The sequence below is a fragment of the Archangium violaceum genome, from assembly GCF_016859125.1.
GTDB lineage: Bacteria > Myxococcota > Myxococcia > Myxococcales > Myxococcaceae > Archangium > Archangium violaceum_A.
Map to the genome: position 1 here is coordinate 3,845,920 of NZ_CP069338.1, position 19,267 is coordinate 3,865,186.

Genomic DNA, 19,267 nt, shown 5'->3' on the forward strand with positions numbered 1-19,267 from the left:
GTCGAGGGGCCTCCCGTTCATCAGCCCCTGGGCTCCGGCTGCTGGCCGTACGTCTTGAACTTCTCGAGCACGCGGGCCATCTCCGCCTTGTCCAGCAGCACGGGCTCGCCCACCTGGAGCGCGCGCCAGTACATGGCCGCCAGCGTCTCCACCTCCACCGCCAGCTTGTAGGCGCCCTCCAGGTCCGCGCCCAGGGCGAGCATGCCGTGGTTCGCCAGCAGGCACGCCTTGCGTCCCTCCAGCGCCTCCACCGCGTAGCGCGACAGCTCCTCCGTGCCGAACGTGGCGTACGGCGCGCACCGGATGTCCTCGCCTCCCGCCTTCGCCACCATGTAGTGGAAGGACGGAATCGGCCGGCGCACGCACGCGAGCGTCGTGCAGAACATCGAGTGCGCGTGCAGCACCGCCCCCACCTCGGGCCGCCCGGCCAGGATGTCCCGGTGGATGCGCCACTCGGACGATGGCTCGCGCCGGCCCTCGTGGCTGCCGTCGAGGCGCATCAGGACGATGTCCTCCGGCACCAGCGTGTCGTAGTCCATCCCCGTGGGCGTGAGCAGGAAGCCGCCCTCCACCCGCTGGCTCAGGTTGCCGCTCGTGCCCTGGTTCAGCCCCGACGCGTTCATCTTCCGCGCCGTCGAGATCATCGCCTCGCGCAGCGCGAGGTGCCCGGGCCCGCTCACGTTCCCGTCCCACGCACGGGCCGCCGCTCGGGGAAGAGCGACAGCAGTCCCTCGGTGGAGGCAGCGCACACCCCGCGCTCCGTGACGAGCGCCGTCACCAGCCGCGCCGGCGTCACGTCGAAGCCGTAGTTGGCCACCGGGCTCCCCTCCGGCGTCACCCGCACCGTCACCACCTCGCCCGAGGGCAGCCGCCCGCTGATGTCCGTGAGCTCGCGTCCATCCCGCTGCTCGATGGGGATGTCGCGCACCCCGTCCTCCAGCGTCCAGTCGATGGTGGGCGAGGGCAGCGCCACGTAGAAGGGCACTCCGTTGTCCTTCGCCGCCAGCGCCTTGAGGTACGTGCCAATCTTGTTCGCCACGTCGCCTCGGGCCGTGGTGCGGTCCGTGCCCACGATGCACAGGTCCACCTCGCCGTGCTGCATGAGGTGGCCTCCCACGTTGTCCGCGATGACCGTGTGCGGCACGCCGTGCTGCCCCAGCTCCCACGCCGTCAGGCCCGCGCCCTGGTTGCGCGGACGCGTCTCGTCCACCCAGACGTGGAGGGGGATGCCCTTGTCATGCGCCAGGTAGAGGGGCGCGAGCGCCGTGCCCCAGTCCACCGTGGCCAGCCAGCCCGCGTTGCAGTGCGTCAGCACGTTCACCCGCCCCTGACGGCCCTTGCTCGCCCACGCCGATGCGATGAGCCCCAGCCCGTGTTCGCCAATGGCCCGGTTGATGGCCACGTCCTCGTCACACAGGGCCGCGGCCCGCTGGTACGCCGCCGCGAGCCGCTCGGACGGGGAGAGCGGGCGCAGGGCCTGGCGCATCTCGTCGAGCGCCCAGCGCAGGTTCACCGCCGTGGGCCGCGTGGCCTGCAGTTGCGTGCACGCCCGCTCGAGCGCCACGTCGGAGGCGTCCCCGCGCAGCGCCAGGCACACCCCGTAGGCCGCCACCGCCCCGATGAGCGGCGCCCCTCGCACCTGCATGGAGCGGATGGCGTGCGCCGCCTCGTCGAGCGTCGTGAGCCGCAGCGTCACGAATGCGTGGGGCAGGCGCGTCTGATCGATGATGCCGACCGACCAGCCGTCGGTTTCGATCCAGATGCTGCGCATCGGCTTTCCGTGGACCTTCATGGGGCTCCTCGCGAGGGGTGTGCGGGATGGGGAACACGGGAGGACCCAGACCCTCACCCCGGCCCTCTCCCGGAGGGAGAGGGAGGGTTGGTTGCACAGCGGGAGCGTGGCTAGCGCTTGAGGACCCGGCCGGCCACCGCGTCCAGCCGTGCGAGGATCGTGGGGTCCCTCACCTCGGGGGCGGTCATCAGCGCATGGTCGAGCGCCGTCTGGCAGCCCTGGCGGCAGGGGCCCGCGTGCTTGCCCAGCAGCGGCACCACGCTCTTCACCAGCGCCCGGGCCTTGCCCGCGTTGGCCATCAGCACGGAGACGACCTGGTCCACGGTGACGGCGTCGTGGCCCGGATGCCAGCAGTCGAAGTCCGTCACCATCGCCACCGTCGCGTAGCAGAGCTCCGCCTCCCGGGCGAGCTTGGCCTCGGGCATGTTCGTCATGCCAATCACGCTGCACCCCCAGCTCCGGTACAGCTCGCTCTCGGCGAGCGAGGAGAACTGGGGCCCCTCCATGACGAGGTACGTGCCGCCGCGCTTCGCGGAGATCTCGAGCCCCTGGCAGCTGCTCATCAGCGCGTCGCCCAGCCGCGAGCACACCGGCTTCGCCATGGACACGTGGGCCACGCAGCCGGTGCCGAAGAAGCTCTTGGTGCGCGCGAAGGTGCGGTCGATGAACTGGTCCACCACCACGAAGGTGCCCGGCGGCAGGTCCTCGCGCAGGCTACCCACCGCGGACACGGAGATGACGTCCGTCACGCCCACCCGCTTGAGCGCGTCGATGTTGGCGCGGAAGTTGATGTCGGAGGGCGAAATGCGGTGCCCCCGGCCATGGCGGGGGAGGAACACCACCTGCGTGCCCTCGAGTGTGCCGAAGCACAGCTCGTCCGAGGGCTCGCCGTGGGGCGAGGACACCTTGCGCCAGGAGACGTCCTGGAGGCCGTCGATTTGGTAGAGGCCGCTGCCTCCGATGATGCCGATGACGGGAGGGGACGGGTGCGCCATGGGGAGCTCCGGGGGGACGGGAGGGACAGGGCTCCACTCTTCCCTCCGTCCTTCATGGAGGCAACAGTGAAGAGGGCGGGGCGCTCCTGTCCCGTTCCGGACGGAGACCCTGCACTCGAGGGCACCTGTCACCCGGAGCGCCGGGAGCCGACCTTCTCCCTGGCCCGTCCGTCGGCGCGGAGGTGTGGCACATGGACCCGGAGCTCGCGGAGTCGCTCGTGTGGACATGGGAGCGGCCGCCCGCCCCGCTCGGGACCGGCGCCAGGGAGGACGATGACTTCCTCCCCCTCGCGTCAGGGGCCGATTTCCCGGATGGGAATGATCCGCTGGCGCACCGCGTCCGCGAGGAGCCCCCGCTGGAGCCCCCGACTCAGCTCGACGGGACGGCGTAGCAGGCGCGGATGCGCGTGGCGGCGGAGGCGAGCCCGGCCTCCAGGAACCGCTCGGCGGCCCACGCGGCCGCGGGCTGCATCGTGGCGGTGACGACGAACGGCGAGGCCAGCGGCGCGAAGTGGCGGATGACGCTCATCATCATCCTCACCGCGGGGGACTGGATGACGTACGCCGTGCCCAGCAGCCACTGGCGCAGCAGCGGCTCGTGCTCGCTCAGCCAGTCGATGTAGCGCTGGCGCAGCTGCGTCGAGGGCATGTGCACCTCACGCGCGTCGATGATGCAGACGTGCGGCTCGCGCCGCTCCAGCCATACCCGGCGTTCCTCCAGGTATGCATCCAGGTCCCGAATCGTGCCGGTCCGGCCGAACTTCACCACCAGCAGCGGCCACAGCCCGCCGTCGATCGTGGCGGGCGAGGGCTCGCCGCCAGGGGCCACGAATCGGGTGTTGAAGGACAGAGCCATTCCGTCCTGGGGGTTGATGGGGTTGAATATAAGCAAGGGTGGGCAGATGTACCGCAATTCCGCGCGGATGTTGAGTGGAATGCGATGGTAAAGGGAAGGGCCCACGCGCGCACGGAGCTGCCTGAGATGAACTTACGGTGCCAATCATGTGGTGCGGAGCTGGTGGTGGCGGAAGATTTGCGTACCACTGTATGTCCTTACTGTGCGGCGCCCTCGGTGGTGGAGCGGCCCCCGAGCGTGGATAGGCCGGCGCCCACCTTCACGCTGGGCTTCGCGCTGACGCACCAGTCGGCGGGCGAGCGGGTGAAGAGCTGGCTGCGCACGCGCAACCCGTGGAGCCACTCGGGGCTCAAGAAGGCGTCGCTGCAGGAGGTGCGGGGCGTGTACGTGCCAGCGTACCTCTATAGCGCGCTCGCCTCGTCCCGGTACAGCGCCTCCATCGGTGAGAACTACACCGAGACGGAGACGTACACGACGACGGAGAACGGGAAGACCGTCACGAGGACGCGCACGGTGACGAAGACGGAGTGGCGCCCGCTGCGGGGCGAGCTCGACGAGTACGTGCCGGACGTGCTGGTGACGGCCTCGCGCGGGCTGACCAACGTGGAGATGGAGGCGCTGGAGCCGTTCGACCTGCGGGTGCTGGCGCGCTACGAGCCGGCGCTGGTGGCGGGGTGGGTGGCGGAGGAGCCGTCGCTGTCGCGGGACGAGTGCCTGAAGCTGGCGCGCGAGGAGGCGCTGGCGCGGGTGGGCCGGCGGCTGGAGGCCTTCATGCCGGGGGACTCGCACCGGAACCTGCAGCACGACACGCATCTGGGATTGGAGTCGCTGGACGTGTGCCTGGTGCCGGTCTGGGTGCTGGCGGCGCGCTACGCCCCGGACAAGCCACCGCTGCGGGTGGTGGTGAACGGGCAGTCGGGCGAGGTGTATGGGAAGGCGCCCATCTCCTGGGTGAAGGTGTTGCTGACGGTGCTGGTCGTGGCGGCGCTGGGGCTGCTGGTGTACCTGCTGATGGGCCAGGGAGGCCGGTCATGACGGCGGTGGTGGTGGCGGGGTGCGAGCGGTGCGGGAGCGCGCTGGAGGAGGGGGACCTGCGCTGCCCCATCTGCGGGCTGGCGGCGGATGCGCTCCGGGCGCGGGGCCTGGTACCGGTGAAGGAGCGGGCGAAGGTGGTGCGGTGCGACACGTGCGGGGCCTCGCTGGAGTACTCGGCGGAGGTGAAGGCGCCGCGGTGCGCGTTCTGCGCGTCGGTGATGCACGTGGAGATGACGGCGGATCCGCTGGAGCAGGCGGAGGCCTTCCTGCCCTTCACGGTGGAGCCGGCGGTGGCGCGCGAGGCGCTGGGGCGCTTCCTGTCGGAGAAGCGCTTCTTCCGGCCGTCGAACCTGGCGACGGCGGCGGCGCTGGAGTCGCTGCGGCCGATGTGGTGGCCGGCGTGGGGCTTCAGCGCGGGAGCGCGGGTGAGCTGGGCGGCGGACTCGGACGCGGGGAGTGGCCGCTCGGCCTGGGCGCCGCACGCGGGGCAGGCGGACATGACGTTCGAGGACATCCTCGTGTCCGCGTCGCGGGGATTGAAGGAGCGCGAGTGCAAGCAGCTGGCGGGCGCGTACTCCCTGACGACCCAGGAGCGCGAGCCACGAGGGCCGGAGGACGCGCAGGTGGAGCGCTTCGACGTGACGCGCTCGGGGGCGCGGCGGCAGATATTGGCGGGGGTGGAGGCGGAGGCGCGCGAGCGGGTGGAGCGCGAGCACATTCCAGGCAGGCGCCATCGCAACGTGCACGTGGCGGTGATGCTCTCCAGCCTGGAGACGAAGCGCTACGCGCTGCCGGCGTATGTGTTGGCCTATCGGTACCGGGACAAGCTGTACCGGGTGGTGGTGCACGGCCAGGACGCGGGCGTGGTGCTGGGCGACGCGCCGGTGTCGGTGGCGAAGGTGGTGCTGGTGGTGGGCGCGGTGCTGCTGGTCTTGGTGGCGCTGGTGTTGCTCTTCGCCCGCTGAATCGCTCGGGGGGGGGGCCGGATTCAATCCTCGCCCGGTGCGCGCCGTGACAAGCGGCGCCAGTCAATCTGGAGGACCTCCCCCAACGTGAGCGAGTCCGTCTCGCCCAGCGTGGTTGTCTGGATTCTCGCGGGGCCACGCCAGGTGCCATTGGTGCTGACGGTGTCGATGGCCAGCACGTCCCCTCCCATGCGGACCAGGAGCAGGTGCACGCGCGAGACATGGTCGAGCTCGGCCAGCGGGATTCCGCAGCGCTCGTAGCGGCCGAGCAGCACGCCCTGCTCCAGGCGGGAGAGCGAGATGCGGTGCTCCTCCGACTTCCGCTCGACCACCAGCCTCAGCGAGGCCCAGGCATCCTCGGGCTGCTCGTTCTCACCGAGCATCAGCAGCGGGCCCACGCGGGTGATTCGCGTGTGGTACTCCTGGCCGTCCGGCCGCAGCGGGCGCCTGGAGTGACGGAAGCGGGACCCGGTCGGGGTGCGCTGGTCGACGAAATGGCGCGGCGGGAGTGCCTTCCAGGCCTGTTCGGCTCGAGCCGGCCAGGGGGACTCGTGGGCGCCGCGCGTGGGCACGAAGAGGAGCGCGTACTCGCCCACGGCGGCGTAGAGCGTGCCCTGGGCGATCACCGCCGCGTTGGGCTCTCCGTCCTCGGTGAGGAAGGGCTGCTCGGTGTTGAGGTCCCAGAGCCGGGTCTCTGGAGTGGCATCGGGGGACTCGGACCACACGTGCACCGCGAGCTGCCGCAACGAGATGGTATCGGACGGGAGCCGGAGCCCGCAGCTGGTGTGCCGGCCGATGATCAACGACTGGCCGGCCGCGACGAGCACGGCCTCCACCACGCGCGCGGAGCCATCCACCGCGGCCACGAGCATCGCAGGACGTCGGGCGAGGCGGGCCAGCTTGCTCATCCGTTCATAGGCCGCGAGGAAGGCCTCGTGCGCTCCGAGCGGGGACGGGACACGCGCCAGGTCTTTCGCTCTGACGACGCGCGTCCGTTCGTTCTCGCTCGAGCGCCTGAAGATGCCCGTGTTCAGGAACATGGCGATGATCCTACCAGACCTCGCGGTGCCTCTCGTGCCCCGGACTGTGGACGCCGATTTCGAACTTGAGTGAGACTTCGCGAAGTGAGAATCCGGTCCGCTGCCGGACAGAGCGGCGCGAGGACGTCATGCGATTGAACTGGCTCAAACTCGGACCTGTTTCCCTGCTCCTGCTTGCGGCTTGTACGGGGTTCCCTTTCTTTGGGAGATCTCCAGGTCGTGAGGCCAATGAGAACGCAGGAGGCGCGGGTGTGCGGGTTCCTCCGCGTACCGTGATGGAGGTTCAAGACATCCAATATGATGGATGGACCCTCTCGGTACGAGTTCTGGTCAGCCCCGAAGGAGGCCAACTCCGCCTGGACAGGCGGCTCATTCCGAGCATTGACGTGGATATCACGCGCGTCTCGGAGTGTGAGCACGGGTCCGTGGCGTCCATCCATGCGGATGTTTTCGCTCCGTTGGCTCGTTCTGAGAATCTCATGGTTCTCAATCCTGGCTACTGGTACGGCACCACGGTGCGATTCGGACTGTTCGATGAGCACTTCACCGGACTCGGACCGGAGTGCGTCGAGGCCGACATCTCTCTTCGGTCATTTGACCACCAGTTCGTCGCTCGCCATCGCATCCGTGCCGTGCGTCCCGCCTCCATGGATGGGGGCACGCAGGCGGATGGGGGCACGGAGGAGCCCGCCTCTTCGCAGGATGCTAGTGCGGGTGCGCTCAAAACGATTCATGCGGCCAAAGCGGGCCTCCTCGGTAGGTTCCACCTGGAACCGGTGGTCCCTGGGACTCGCATTGATATTCGGGTCTCTCGTAGGGGGCGGGTGCGCAACTTCCCCTTCACGCCCGCCAGGGACACCGATGAAAACGAGCTGTCCCTCATCGGTGGAGTTGCCCACACTCGAGGAGTGTCTCGAGGAAGCGTCCGGGATTGACGACGAGTTCCTCATGAGTTGCGTGCGCCGGCAATGCCGCGACATCACGGTGACGTGCAGCGAATGGAGCCGGAGGGAGTGCAAGGCGCAGAGGGAGAGTCCTGACCGTCCCCTGCTTGCGTTTACACTCACGATCTGGCACGGGACGCTCCATCGTTTTTATCCAGTCAAGGAAACCCACTGGTGTGAGGAACCAGCATCGCGTGAGTGCGTCATCAAGGCCGTCATGCACGAGCTGGCGCATTCTTGTGGCTGGGACCACGGACAAGGGCAGAACGTTCCCGGGAATGAACCTGAGCGAGAGCCCCTCCGTGAGTGTGCATGTGTTGACGAGAACGACGCGAGGACGTCATGCAAATGACCCGTCTCGGATTTGGAACTGCCTCCCTGCTTCTGCTGGCAGCCTGTACGGGGTTCCCCTTCTTCGGGAAGAAATCTCCATCATCCCCGGGCCGTGGGGCAGTCAAGGACACAGGAAGACAGGGTGTACAGGTTCCTCCGCGTACCGTGATGGAGGTTCAAGACATCCAATATGACGGATGGACCCTCTCTGGACGAGTTCTGGTCAGCCCCGAGGAAGGTCAACTCCGCCTGGACAGGCGGCTCACTCCAACCATTCATGTGAAAGTGAATTACGTCTCGGATTGCACGTATGGCGCTGTGGCATCCATCAGAGCGGATATCATCGCGCCTTTGGCCCGCCCGGAGGATCTCCTCGTTCTTGAGCCTGGCTACTGGTACGGCTCGACCGTGCGTTTCAGGTTGTTCGGTGAGCACATCACCGGGCTTGGACCGGAGTGCGTCGAGGCCGACATCGCTCTTCGGTCATTTGACCACCAGCTCGTCGCTCGCCAGCGCATCCGTGCGGTGCGTCCCGCCTCCATGGATGGAGGTACGCAGTCGGATGAGGGCACGCCGGAAGAGCCCGCCCCTCCGCCGGATGCTGGCTCTCTCTGACGAGGGTGATGCCGGTCACGAGCTTCTTTGCAATGCGGCCCGGCTCGCGGTAGCGAGTCGGCATGCGGATTCCGGACTTCAAGCTCGAGCGTTACTTCGCGAAGTGGGAGTTCAACGCGCCGTACCTGCTGTGCTCCTCCGACATCGAGGGCTGGAGGATGAGCGACGTGCTCGCGCTGGCGGACGCGGACGGGCGCGAGCGGTGGGAGCGGTTGTCGCTGGGCTACACGGAGACGGCGGGTCTGCCGGCGCTGCGCGAGGAGCTCGCGAAGCTGTACCGCGGAGTGGGGCCGGAGCAGGTGCTGACGTTCGCGGGAGCGCAGGAGGCCATCTTCATCCTGATGAACGTGTTGCTGGGGCCCGGGGACCACGCGGTGGTGACGTGGCCGGGGTACCAGTCGCTGTACGAGGTGGCGAGGGCGACGGGCGCGGAGGTGTCGCTGCTGCGGCTGCGCGAGGAGGACGGCTGGAAGCTGGACCTGGAAGCGCTGAAGCGCGAGCTGCGGCCGAACACGAAGCTGGTGGTGACGAACTTCCCGCACAACCCGACGGGGGCGCTGCCGGACGCGGAGACGTGGAAGGGGCTGTTCGCGCTGGCGGAGGAGCGAGGCGCGTACGTGTTCGTGGACGAGGTGTACCGGCTGCTGGAGTACGACCCGCGTGACACGCTGCCCGCGGCGGTCGAACTGTCCGAGCGGGGGCTGAGCCTGGGGGTGATGTCGAAGGCGTTCGGCCTCGCGGGGCTGCGGGTGGGGTGGCTGGCCATTCGCGACGCGGCGCTGCTGGCGCGGTGCGTGGCATTCAAGGACTACACGACCATCAGCAACTCGGCGCCGAGCGAGGTGCTGTCCCTCATCGCCCTGAGGGCGAAGGAGCGGGTGCTGGCGAGGAGCCGGGACATCCTGGCCCGCAACCTGGCGGTGCTGGACGACTTCTTCGCCCGGCGGGCGGACCTGTTCCGCTGGGTGCGCCCGAAGGCGGGGAGCGTGGCCTTCCCGAAGCTGCTGGGCTCGCTGCCGGTGGCGGAGTTCTGCCAGCGGCTCGTGGAGAAGGAGGGCGTGCTGCTGCTGCCGGGAGACGTGTATGACTTCCCGGGCAACCACTTCCGCCTGGGGCTGGGCCGCACCAACATGCCCGACGCGCTCGCGAGGCTGGAGCGTTTCTGCGAGACACTCGGGCGCTGATTCTCCAGGAAGTTCACGGAGACGGTCCCGGTTGGGAGTAGGGTAGGGCCCGGGAGGCGCGCGCCGGAGTGGTTTCCGAGCGAGCGTTCCCTCTCACCGCCGCCAAGGCGGCACGCATTACCGGAGCATTTTTGGATACGAAGAAAGAACACCGCATCGCGCTGTTCCTCGATTTCGAGAACCTGGTGACGAACACCGGGTTCACCGCCGCCAACTTCGACCTGCAGCCGGCGATGGATCGCCTGCTCGAGCGGGGCAAGGTGGTCTTCCGTCGCGCCTACTGCGACTGGTCCCGCTTCAAGGAAGCCAAGGGCAACCTGCACGAGTTCGGCGTCGAGCTCATCGACGTGCCGCCCTCGACGCGCTCGGGGAAGAACGGGGCGGACATGCGCCTCGTCATCGACGCGCTGGAGCTGTGCTACGCGCGCGAGCACATCGACACCTTCGCCATCGCCTCGGGCGACAGCGACTTCTGCCCGCTCGCGTACAAGCTGCGCGAGAATGGCCGGCAGCTCATCGGGCTCGCGGTGAAGGAGGCCACCAGCCCCCTCTTCGTGAAGGCCTGCGACGAGTTCATCTACCTGCGGCCCCGCACCCGCGCGGAGAAGGACAAGGAGAAGGAGAAGCGCGCCCACGAGAACGAGGAGGGCTCGCGAGGCCGCAAGCACGGCAAGGGGCACGGGGCCGGTGAGCGCCAGGGCAAGGAGCAGGCGAACGGGCACAAGGGCAAGGCCGAGACGCAGAAGGCCCAGGTGCCGGAGAGTGTCGTGGAGGTGGTGCAGCGTCTGCTCGCGCGGACCACGGGCTCGCTCAACCCGTCGGCCATCAAGGAAGCCATCGTCCGCAAGGAGCCGGACTTCGACGAGCGCGACCACGGCTTCTCGTCCTTCGCGAAGCTGCTGGCGGCCCTGGAGCAGGAAGGGCTGCTCAAGCGCGTGCAGCAGGGCCGGCAGTGGTACGTGGTGGGGCCCGAGTCGGCGCCCGAGCCGCAGCCTCGCGGCCGGGGCGCCCGCGCCCAGGAAGAGGAAGACGAAGAGGAAGTCTACCCGGACCCCGTCGACGACTTCTGAGCGGCGCTCGGGCGGACTACTTGCCCTGCTGCTTCTTCGAGTGGGCCTCGATGCGCTCCTTGAAGTCGGGCAGCAGGTCGTTGGGGATGGGCACCGAGAGGTTGTACTGAGCGATCTTCCAGGTGCCCCCGCTCTTCACGAGCACGCCCGAGCCTCGCGCCGGGCCCATGTTGGTCGTGGAGAGCGCCTCGTCGAACCACGCCACCGCGCCGTCCTTCGAGAAGCTCACGTGACGCGACACCGCGGTGAAGCTCCACGCCTCGCCCTTGGTGAAGTAGGGCCTGGCCCAGGCGCGGAACTCGTCCCGCGTCCATCGCTCGGTGGGGTCCGTGCCCAGGTAGACGGCGTCCGGCGTGAAGTAGCCGAAGTAGCGGGCCTCGTCCGCCTGGGACGCGGCCTTGTGCCAGTCGTCGAGCACGGCGTTCACCGCGGCCGTGGGCGTGGCGGGCTTGGTGGGCGTCCTGGCCTCGGGTGTGGCGGCGAGGAGGGTGAGACAGAGCAGGGTGACGGTAGACATGGGCACCATGTGTGCGCGCGGGGCCCTCCGGGTCAAGTCGGCAACCCACGCCCCGTGACATCTCCAACCCCTTGTGGAAGTCGTGGCGCGATGCGCTATAGGGAGTTTCCACGCTTCAGACCGGGGGGACTCCCGTGACATCCGCAATCCAGCCGCGCTCGAACAGTGACCTGGCCGCTGGCCGCTTCGGCCAGCGCCGCTACATGATCCGCCGCAAGTTCTTCAAGCTCTTCGGTGGCGCCTTCCACATCTACGACGAGGCGGGCAACGTCGCCTTCTACTCGAAGATGAAGGCCTTCAAGCTGAAGGAGGACCTGCGCGTCTTCACCGGCGAGGACATGCAGGAGCAGGTGCTCTCCATCCAGGCGCGCAACATCCTCGACATCAGCGCCACGTACGACGTCACGGATCCCCAGACGGGCCGGAAGGTGGGCGCGCTGCGCCGCAAGGGCCTCAAGTCCATCCTTCGTGACGAGTGGCTCATCCTGGATGTGAACGACCAGGAGGTGGGCACCATCCAGGAGGACAGCATGCTGCTGGCCATCGTGCGGCGCTTCCTCACCACCCTGGTGCCGCAGACCTTCCAGGGCGCGGTGGGCGGTGCGCCGGTCTTCACCTTCCGGCAGCACTTCAACCCCTTCATCCAGAAGATCTCCCTGGACTTCTCCGCGGATACGTCCGGCCGGCTGGACCGCCGCCTGGGCATCGCGGCGGCGATCCTCCTGTGCGCCATCGAGGGCCGTCAGCAGGGCTGAGGCCCCCGGGGCTCACTTCTCGCGCAGGATGAGGAGCCCGCGCCAGGAGTCCACCGCGTAGATGAAGCCGTCACCGGGGACGCGGATGCCGAAGGCCCCGGCGAAGTAGGCGCCCGTGTCCGCTTCGGTCGCGCGGTAGGTGTTGTAGTGGGCCACCTGGGTGGGCCGCGTGGGGTTGGAGACGTCCAGCACGCGCACGCCCTCCTGGTACCAGGCGATGTAGAGCTTCTTGCCCACCAGCACCATGTTGTGGATGGAGAACTCGGGGCGGAGCTGGAACTCGCCAATCTTCACGATGCGCGCGGGGTCGGTGATGTCGAGTACGCGCAGGTGCTCGCCCGGGCCCTCGCCGCCCTCGAAGGCGATGGTGCGGCCCCCGAAGGTGCCCACCGCGTTGTGGTGGGCGTACTGGAAGCGGTAGGTGAAGTTGCCGAGTGTGCGCGGGTCGCTCGGGTTGCTCACGTCCGCCACGAAGAAGCCAAGGTCGGAGCCGCTGAGGTAGAGCCGGTCGCCGATGGCGAACATGTCGTGCGGCATGGCGCTGTTGGGCATGTAGCGGCTGAGCTCGAGGGGTTGGGTGGGGGTCGTGATGTCGAAGAGGAGGACGCCCTGCTCGAGATCCGCGGCGTACAGGCGATCGCCATCGACGAAGACGGTGTGGACATCGCTTCTCCCGCCAGGCAGGTTGCGCACCATCCGTGGATCGGCCGGGTTGCTGATGTCGAAGACGAGCACGCCTCGGGCGGCGCTGGCGACATAGAGCGCGTCGCCCTTGGCCCACACCCCGTTCCAATAGTCGTCGTTCTCCATCTGGATGGTTTTCACCTTCACGGGAGCGGACTTGTCGCTCACGTCGAAGACGGTGAGGCCGCCCGCCCCCTTCCCGATGTTGGTGCCGGTGACGGACACCACATAGGCGTGGCCCTTGGTGACGTAGATGTCCACCGGGAGGCCGATGTCCACGTGGTTCTCGGAGACGAGCTCCAGGCCCGAGGCCTCTGCCTCACCGGCGCGCCACACCGCCCGTTGGGACTTGAAGGTGCTCAGTGTGGAGACCTTCCCGTTGTTGCAGGTGGCCTGGCAGCCGGTGAACTCGGGAGCCTGGGGCGCCTCGCACGTGGCGAGCATCACGCGGCGTACGGTGCCAATGCCGGTGATGCTCTCCGTGGCGTAGAAGCGGGCGTTTCCATCACTCGCCTGCTCGGTGATGGGTTTGTTGCCGAGGTACTGGGTGCCGCCGTCGTTGCCGAGGCGGAGCGAGGTGGCGGCGAAGAAGGGGGTGCTCTGGTTCGTGCGGGTGGTCAGCATGAACAGGCCATCGGTGCTCGCGTTCGCGAGCGACTCGCGGTTGCAGGCCGACAGGTCGAAGATGTCGAAGTCGTCGGGGCAGGGGGCTCCGGTGGTCGCGGTGAAAGAGCAAGAAGCCAAGGGGCCCGTGTACGGCCACGTGTTGCCGTTCTCCTCGAGTGGGACGTAGCTCCCATCCCACTCGCCGCCCGTGCTGGCGTCGGGCGTGGAGGCGTCGGGGGTGGACCCGGACGGCGAGGAGGTGCAGGCAGTGAAGGTGAGGGCGCTGGCGAGCAGCTGGGCCCAGGGGATGCGATTCCAGGTCATGAACGAGCGGCTCCCGAGGAATGGGACGCGCATCGTTTGGAGGGAACGCTCCCGGCGCAAACCGGGGCCCCATCCGGCAAGTGTCAAGACGCGAGGGGTTGAATCCTACCGGGCGGCGTCGGGACGGAAGCGCCGCTCGATGCGCGAGCGCAGCAGCTCGAGGACTTCCTTCTCGGACGTGCCTGCCTCAGGGTCCAGCACCAGCTTGATGGCGCCTCTGCCGATGAGCACCTCGGGCTCGAGCGTCTTGCCGGCCTGGACGAGCCGCAGGTGCGCGGGGTTCAGCTCCACGCCGTAGGGCTGGAGGTACAGGTCCACGAAGCGCTGGAGGAGCTGGGCGGCGGTGAGGGCCTCGCGCTCCTCGGGGAGGAACTGGAAGCCCACGGTGGTGCCCGCGAGCCGCAGGCCCTGCTCGACGACGGTGCGCAGCCGCAGCGCATGGGGCAGCAGGGCCTCCTGGCCCTCGGAGCGGCTGTAGAGCCAGTAGCTCTTCTGCACGTGGGCGCACAGGGGGCACAGCATCCCGTTGAGCTCGTCGAGCCCGCGGGTGCGCAGCAGGTGCTGGAGCAGCACCTCCTCGCCGCAGCGCTTGCACTGCTCCTGGGGGCCGATGACGGCGAGCACGGAGCGGCCCCGCTCGGCCACGTCCTCGCGTTGGAGCGCCAGCGGTACGGCGGCGAGCAGCTCGGCGTCGCGCAGTTGGAGGCCGAAGCGGACCTCCTTCTTCATCACGCGCATGCCAAGCTCCAGGTGGCGCGGCAGCCGGGTGAGGGCCTGATCAAAGGAGGGCGCCTCCGGCATGTCGAGCTCGCGCAGCAGCTCGTAGCGCTCGGCCCAGGCCTCGCTGGAGTCGAGCCCCGGAGGAGGGCGGCCGGCGGCCTCGGCGAAGAAGGCCATGAGGGTGAGGGCGACCTGCCAGGGCTCCTGGGAGACGGTGTCCTCGAGACGGCGGGCGAGCTCGCGCGCGGCGGGCGTGGCGCGTTGGCGCTCGAGGCGGAGCACGCCCTGGCGCACCAGGGGGCTCTCCAGCACGGGATCGAAGGCGCGGAGCTTGCGGCCCTTGCCGCTCTCGGCGAGCGTGGACATGCGCTTGTTCCTCGAGGAAGTGAGTGTGCGCGCGGCGCGCTCGAGCTGGCGCATGCGGGCGCGCGCGTCCTGGGCGAGTCCGTGCAGCTCCTCTTCCATCTCCGCGCGCGTCTCGGCGAGGTAGTCACGGCCCTCGGCCTCTCGGCGGCGGGCCTCCTCGTAGAGGCGGGCGGTGGCGGTGGAGCGCAGGTTCTCGCGCTGTTGGCGCAGGGTGTTCGCGGCGGTGGAGAGGATGTGGATGCGGCGCTCGAGGTGCGCCAGACGCTCGTCATCGGTGAGCGAGTCCGCGGCGGTGTCGCCCGCGCCCACCTTGGCGGCGATGAGCTCCAGCGTGGTGCGATCGCCCGCCTCGTAGGCCACGTTGACGCGGGCCATGAGGGCGTCGAGCCGCGTGCGCTCCTCGTCCGACTGCGCGAGGTCCGGGTGGAGCAGGCGCGCCAGCCGGCGGTGGAGCCGCTTGAGGGCCACGGCCTCGTCCTCGCGCTCGGCGAGGAGCTCCTCTTCGGAGGGCTCATCATCCTCAAGGGACTCGTCGTCCGCGAAGTCATCCGCGTCCTCGTCGTCGAAGGGGTCCTCCCTGTCCTCGGCCGTGTGGGCGCGGCGCTCGGAGACGGGAGGCCGCGAGGTGCGCTCGGACTTCCGCGGCGAGGGCTCCGACGATGGCGGGAGGACGGGTTGCTCGAGGCGGCGGGTGAGGGCGGAGGCGGCGTCCTGGAGGTTGCGGAGCCGGCGCAGGAGGCGCTCGGAGCGGCTCACCTCCTCGGAGGGGGCGGCGAGGGCGTCCTCGTAGGCGCGGGCGAAGCGTTCCAGCGCGAGGCCGAGCGAGTCGAGCTCCGTGTCGAGTGCGTCGATCTCCGCGAGGAGCTGCTTGAGGCGCAGCTCGGCACGGCGCAGCGGTGACTCCTCGGGAGGAGGCGCGACGCGGAGCAGGGCCGACTCGGGAGCGAGCGGTGCTGTCGACGAGGAGGACATGCGAGGTGGCGGGGGTTCCCCCAGCAGGGTAGCCGATGGCGGGGTGATCGCTCGTAAATATCCCGAATGCAAGCGAACGCCCGCCTGCCCTGGGGGCGGGCTTTCGCGCCCGGTCCAGGGGGCGGAGCGGATCAAGTGTGCTGCATGCCGCGTGCACGAGGGGCCGGTCCTGCTCCGCGTTTCGCTATCGAGTTCGCGGACCGGATGAAGGTCCAGGCCGCGGATGGCAATGGGAGGCACCACGTGTCGTGGACAGCCATGGACGCCGCGTCCCCGGGGTGTCCGCCAGGGCGGGAGACCCTTCGAGGGGACGTACGTGGAGACGTGCGCCGAGGGCGTCATTCGCCTCCGGGGCGGTTCGGTTCGAATCAACCAAGGAGCGGCGTCATGGTGTTGGTGGATGTGCTGGAGGAGTACCAGGACGAGGCGGCCTTCCGGTGGGTGCAGTGGGAAAGAGCCCTGGTGGCACCGGACTTCACGCTGGCGGAGACGGCGGAGCGCGAGGAACGGCTGCTGGCGCGTCTGGAGGACGCGGACGCGCTCGACACCGTGGGGCGCCCAAAATGGCGAAAGTCGAGTCTGAGGAGGCGCCGCGGATTACGGCCGCGGCCCACGCGCTGCTGGCGCTGGGAGAGGTGGCGGAGGTGCTGGTGCGGCTGCGAGGGGCGGAAGCGCCAGCCCGTGCCGCCATTCTCCGGGCGTTGGGGGTGAGTTGCTGAAGCTGGAGGACACGGCCCTGCGGGCCGGAGCGCTGGAGGCACTGGCCTTCCGCCAGGAGGCGCCCGCCGAGGTGCTGGTGCGTTTCTTCAGAGTTTTCTGCTCGGGCTCTCCTCGTCACCCTGACTGGTTCTTATCAGGGCGCCTTCGACATCAATCCCAAGAGCGGGTGTGGAGGTGCGCGCGCGTGACAAGGCCCAGCAATTGCTCCTCGAGGAGATCATCAACGACTACGAGCAGCAAGAGGCTCGAGTTGCTCGACTCCCATGGCCCCGAGGCGCTTGAGGCCGCCCTGTCCACCGCGCTCTCCCGCGGTGCCATCGGCGCCGAGTCCGTCGGCCCACCGCTGTAGTACCAGGGTCAGGTACCCAGCTGTTCTTGAGCGCGTGGGCGCGCTGCCCCGGTCAGCCCAGGCAGTCCGTGGACGAGCGTGGAGACGAGCGTGCTGGTGAGCGGCTCCGCGGGCGTGCCCTGGAACCCCGAGCAGGCGAGCTTCAAGCTCACGATGCCGTGCACCCCGGCCCACACCATCTCGGCGAGCTGTCGTGAGTCGGCGTCCTTCGCGAGCTTGCCCCGGGCCTTGAGCTCCTCGAACGGACGTACCAGCTGCTCGAACGCCCGCATGCCCAGGTCTTCATGGCCCTCGCCGAACAGCGCGCTGTTGAGCTTCGGGTCCTCCATGAAGACGAGCCGGTACGTCTCCGGGTGCTCCAGGCCGAAGCGCACGTAGGCCTGGGCGAGCGCGTTCAGCTGCTCCAGCGGCTCCTCGATGCGGGCCGTGGGTGTGAAGTACTCGAGCAGCTGCTGGAAGCCGCGCACGCTCAGCTCCCGTGCGATGTCCTCCCGGCTCTCGAAGTGCAGGTAGAGCGTCGCCGGGGCGTACTCGATGGCGTCCGCGAGCTTCCTCATGGACAGCGCGCCGAAGCCCTCGCGCACCACGATGTCCCGCGCCGCGCCCAATATCTTCTCGCGCAGCTCCGCCCGCTGCCGCTCCTTCCTCTCCGCAGTCCCCATACGCGAAGTGTAGGCCTTGACTCCCTGAGCGGCAATCATTAAATGAACGTCGTTCACTGAACGGTGTTCACAAAGCGCCCGCTGTTCGGGACCGGGAGAGAAACATGAGCGAGCAAGGCAAGGTGGCGTTGTTCGGAGCGTCGGGTGTCATCGGGCAGAGCGTGGTGCAGGCGCTGAGGGCCCAGGGGCGGGAGTTCCGGGTGGTGGGCCGCTCGATGTCGTCGCTGCGGAGGGAGTTCGGCTCGGACCCACGGGCGGAACTGGTGACGTGGAATCCGGAGGACCCGGCCTCGGTGCGCGCGGCGGCGCGGGGTGTCCACACCCTCATCTACCTGGTGGGACTGCCCTATACGGACTTCCGTATGCACCCGGTGCTGACGCGCCGCACGCTGGAGGGTGCCATCGCGGAGGGCGTGAAGCGTCTGGTGCAGATTGGGACGCTGTACTCGTTCGGCCGCCCGCGCGCGGAGCGGGTGACGGAGGAGCATCCGCGCGAGCCGCACACCTTCAAGGGGAAGATGCGCAAGCAGCAGGAGGACCTGGTGCTCGAGGCGGGGGCGTCGGGCGCCATCCAGACCACCATCCTCCGGCTGCCGGACTTCTATGGGCCGAACGTGGAGCGCAGCTTCCTGCATGGCGCCTTCCGCGCGGCGCTCGACGGCAAGCACGCCCAGCTCATCGGGCCCATCGACAGACCCCACGAGTTCGTCTTCGTGCCGGACGTGGGGCCGGTGGTGACGGCGCTCATGGACGAGCCTCGGGCCTATGGGCGGACCTGGAACCTCGGGGGCGCGGGCATCACCACGCAGCGGGAGCTCGCCGAGCGCATCTTCGCCGAGGTCGGCCGGCGTCCGAAGCTGATGGTGGCCAACCGCCCCATGCTTCGCGTGCTGGGCCTGTTCGACCCCGTCCTGCGCGAGCTGTTCGAGATGCACTACCTGCTCACGGAGCCGTTGATCGTGGATGACTCGGCGCTGCGAAGCCTGCTGGGTGAGGTGAAGAAGACGCCCTATGCGGAGGGCATCCGGCTCTCCCTGGCGGCGATGCGCGAGCAGGATGCGGCCGCGCGCCGGAGCCCCGCCCCGGTGTCTGCCTCGCACACTCCAGCCTGATGTCTGGCCAGGGTCACGTGCATGCCCGCGCCGCTCGGCCTATGCTCTCTCCTCCACCGGCACCTGGAGGAGTCCCATGGCGGGGAGAGACCCCAACCGTCGCATCTACGGCACGCAGCCCCTGCGCCGCGTGGGCAGTGGTCAGGACCGTTTCGACAAGGAGGCCCTCGAGGGCCCCCTGGAGTCACCCACGTCCTCGGTGCGCGAGCAGCGCCAGTTGAACGCGCCGCTCAACCCCGAGCGCAAGAGCTTCGCCGCCAGCCTCGAGCGGCTCGCGACCCAGAAGAAGAAGTAGCGCCTCAGTGCCCGTCCGGCCGCTTGTCGGGGTAGGCCGACCAGTAGCTCTCGGGGAGCGGATTCGTGCCGAGGTCGCTGCGCACGCCGTCGCCGTCGGGAATCGCTCCGACGCCGCCGTAGGCGACCTCCTCCTGGGCATGGTGGGCGCAGTCCTTGTGGAACGCGTCGCACTGTTTGCGGAACGCGTCGTCGCTCTCGTCGTCGGGACGCTGGTGGGCGCCCTGCTGCTCGCGAGTGGGCTGGCCCTCGGGTTCTTCCTTCTCGTGCCTCACATCCGTGGGGCGTCCGAACATGTCCTCGGCGGGCTGCGGTGGTGGACGTGGGTCCTGGTTCGCCATGATGGAATACCTCCGA

Annotated in this window: 20 protein-coding genes; 10 read left to right on the plus strand and 10 right to left on the minus strand. The window is 68.9% G+C overall.

Features of this window, described 5'->3' with window-relative positions:
- Positions 1 to 20: 20 nt before the first annotated feature.
- The 3 genes from JQX13_RS16570 to JQX13_RS16580 form a co-directional block, all read right to left on the minus strand.
- Entirely contained in the window at positions 21 to 680 is a 660-nt protein-coding gene (locus JQX13_RS16570) for a class II aldolase/adducin family protein (protein ID WP_239014788.1), read from the minus strand.
- Positions 677 to 1,792, minus strand: a complete 1,116-nt coding sequence (mtnA, locus tag JQX13_RS16575; RefSeq protein WP_203409975.1) for an S-methyl-5-thioribose-1-phosphate isomerase — start codon at positions 1,790 to 1,792, stop codon at positions 677 to 679. Before mtnA ends, JQX13_RS16570 begins: the two co-directional genes overlap by 4 nt.
- 110 nt (positions 1,793 to 1,902) lie before the next feature.
- Complete coding sequence (locus JQX13_RS16580) at positions 1,903 to 2,787, minus strand: S-methyl-5'-thioadenosine phosphorylase (RefSeq protein ID WP_203409976.1); 885 nt, start codon at positions 2,785 to 2,787, stop codon at positions 1,903 to 1,905.
- A gap of 191 nt (positions 2,788 to 2,978) precedes the next feature.
- Here JQX13_RS16580 and JQX13_RS16585 point away from each other — a divergent pair, with 191 nt between their 5' ends.
- On the plus strand, positions 2,979 to 3,179 hold the full coding sequence (locus JQX13_RS16585; RefSeq protein ID WP_203409977.1) for a hypothetical protein: 201 nt from the start codon (positions 2,979 to 2,981) through the stop codon (positions 3,177 to 3,179).
- Here the strand turns inward: JQX13_RS16585 and JQX13_RS16590 are convergent.
- Positions 3,158 to 3,643 (minus strand): hypothetical protein, encoded by a 486-nt coding sequence (locus JQX13_RS16590; RefSeq protein ID WP_203409978.1) that lies wholly within the window; start codon positions 3,641 to 3,643, stop codon positions 3,158 to 3,160. The genes JQX13_RS16585 and JQX13_RS16590 overlap by 22 nt on opposite strands.
- Before the next feature lie 237 nt (positions 3,644 to 3,880).
- On the opposite strand from JQX13_RS16590, the gene JQX13_RS16595 reads away from it, so the two are divergent.
- On the plus strand, positions 3,881 to 4,678 hold the full coding sequence (locus tag JQX13_RS16595; RefSeq protein ID WP_239014789.1) for a hypothetical protein: 798 nt from the start codon (positions 3,881 to 3,883) through the stop codon (positions 4,676 to 4,678).
- Positions 4,675 to 5,643: a zinc ribbon domain-containing protein gene (locus tag JQX13_RS16600; RefSeq protein WP_203409980.1), complete on the plus strand. Its 969-nt coding sequence runs from the start codon at positions 4,675 to 4,677 to the stop codon at positions 5,641 to 5,643. The genes JQX13_RS16595 and JQX13_RS16600 overlap by 4 nt, the downstream gene beginning before the upstream one ends.
- A 23-nt stretch (positions 5,644 to 5,666) precedes the next feature.
- Here JQX13_RS16600 and JQX13_RS16605 read toward each other — a convergent pair whose 3' ends face one another.
- A complete protein-coding gene (locus JQX13_RS16605) occupies positions 5,667 to 6,683 on the minus strand; it encodes an FHA domain-containing protein (protein WP_203409981.1) in 1,017 nt (338 codons plus the stop codon).
- A 1,442-nt stretch (positions 6,684 to 8,125) separates the two neighbouring features.
- On the opposite strand from JQX13_RS16605, the gene JQX13_RS16610 reads away from it, so the two are divergent.
- The 3 genes from JQX13_RS16610 (at position 8,126) to JQX13_RS16620 (ending at position 10,829) form a co-directional block, all read left to right on the plus strand.
- Complete coding sequence (locus JQX13_RS16610) at positions 8,126 to 8,575, plus strand: hypothetical protein (protein WP_203409982.1); 450 nt, start codon at positions 8,126 to 8,128, stop codon at positions 8,573 to 8,575.
- A 62-nt stretch (positions 8,576 to 8,637) separates the two neighbouring features.
- Positions 8,638 to 9,759, plus strand: coding sequence for an aminotransferase class I/II-fold pyridoxal phosphate-dependent enzyme (locus JQX13_RS16615; RefSeq protein ID WP_203409983.1), 1,122 nt, complete (start codon positions 8,638 to 8,640; stop codon positions 9,757 to 9,759).
- 131 nt (positions 9,760 to 9,890) lie between these two features.
- Positions 9,891 to 10,829, plus strand: a complete 939-nt coding sequence (locus JQX13_RS16620) for an NYN domain-containing protein (protein ID WP_203409984.1) — start codon at positions 9,891 to 9,893, stop codon at positions 10,827 to 10,829.
- A 16-nt stretch (positions 10,830 to 10,845) separates the two neighbouring features.
- On the opposite strand, the gene JQX13_RS16625 is transcribed toward JQX13_RS16620, so the two are convergent.
- Entirely contained in the window at positions 10,846 to 11,346 is a 501-nt protein-coding gene (locus JQX13_RS16625; RefSeq protein ID WP_203409985.1) for a nuclear transport factor 2 family protein, read from the minus strand.
- Positions 11,347 to 11,480: 134 nt separating this feature from the next.
- Here JQX13_RS16625 and JQX13_RS16630 point away from each other — a divergent pair, with 134 nt between their 5' ends.
- On the plus strand, positions 11,481 to 12,101 hold the full coding sequence (locus JQX13_RS16630) for a hypothetical protein (RefSeq protein ID WP_203409986.1): 621 nt from the start codon (positions 11,481 to 11,483) through the stop codon (positions 12,099 to 12,101).
- A 12-nt stretch (positions 12,102 to 12,113) separates the two neighbouring features.
- Here the strand turns inward: JQX13_RS16630 and JQX13_RS16635 are convergent, their stop codons facing one another.
- Together JQX13_RS16635 and JQX13_RS16640 are read right to left on the minus strand one after the other, a co-directional pair.
- On the minus strand, positions 12,114 to 13,715 hold the full coding sequence (locus JQX13_RS16635) for an LVIVD repeat-containing protein (RefSeq protein WP_203409987.1): 1,602 nt from the start codon (positions 13,713 to 13,715) through the stop codon (positions 12,114 to 12,116).
- Between the two features lie 105 nt (positions 13,716 to 13,820).
- The gene (locus tag JQX13_RS16640) at positions 13,821 to 15,773 is read right to left on the minus strand and encodes a molecular chaperone DnaJ (protein WP_203409988.1); all 1,953 of its coding nucleotides are present in this window, start codon (positions 15,771 to 15,773) and stop codon (positions 13,821 to 13,823) included.
- Positions 15,774 to 16,160: 387 nt separating this feature from the next.
- Between JQX13_RS16640 and JQX13_RS16645 the strand changes: the two genes are divergently transcribed.
- Entirely contained in the window at positions 16,161 to 16,484 is a 324-nt protein-coding gene (locus tag JQX13_RS16645) for a hypothetical protein (protein ID WP_239014790.1), read from the plus strand.
- Between the two features lie 366 nt (positions 16,485 to 16,850).
- On the opposite strand, the gene JQX13_RS16650 is transcribed toward JQX13_RS16645, so the two are convergent.
- Positions 16,851 to 17,504, minus strand: coding sequence for a TetR/AcrR family transcriptional regulator (locus tag JQX13_RS16650; protein WP_203409989.1), 654 nt, complete (start codon positions 17,502 to 17,504; stop codon positions 16,851 to 16,853).
- Positions 17,505 to 17,608: 104 nt separating this feature from the next.
- Between JQX13_RS16650 and JQX13_RS16655 the strand changes: the two genes are divergently transcribed.
- Positions 17,609 to 18,616: an NAD-dependent epimerase/dehydratase family protein gene (locus JQX13_RS16655; RefSeq protein ID WP_203409990.1), complete on the plus strand. Its 1,008-nt coding sequence runs from the start codon at positions 17,609 to 17,611 to the stop codon at positions 18,614 to 18,616.
- Between the two features lie 76 nt (positions 18,617 to 18,692).
- A complete protein-coding gene (locus JQX13_RS16660; protein WP_203409991.1) occupies positions 18,693 to 18,911 on the plus strand; it encodes a hypothetical protein in 219 nt (72 codons plus the stop codon).
- Between the two features lie 4 nt (positions 18,912 to 18,915).
- Here the strand turns inward: JQX13_RS16660 and JQX13_RS16665 are convergent, their stop codons facing one another.
- A complete protein-coding gene (locus tag JQX13_RS16665; RefSeq protein ID WP_203409992.1) occupies positions 18,916 to 19,251 on the minus strand; it encodes a hypothetical protein in 336 nt (111 codons plus the stop codon).
- Positions 19,252 to 19,267: the final 16 nt, after the last annotated feature.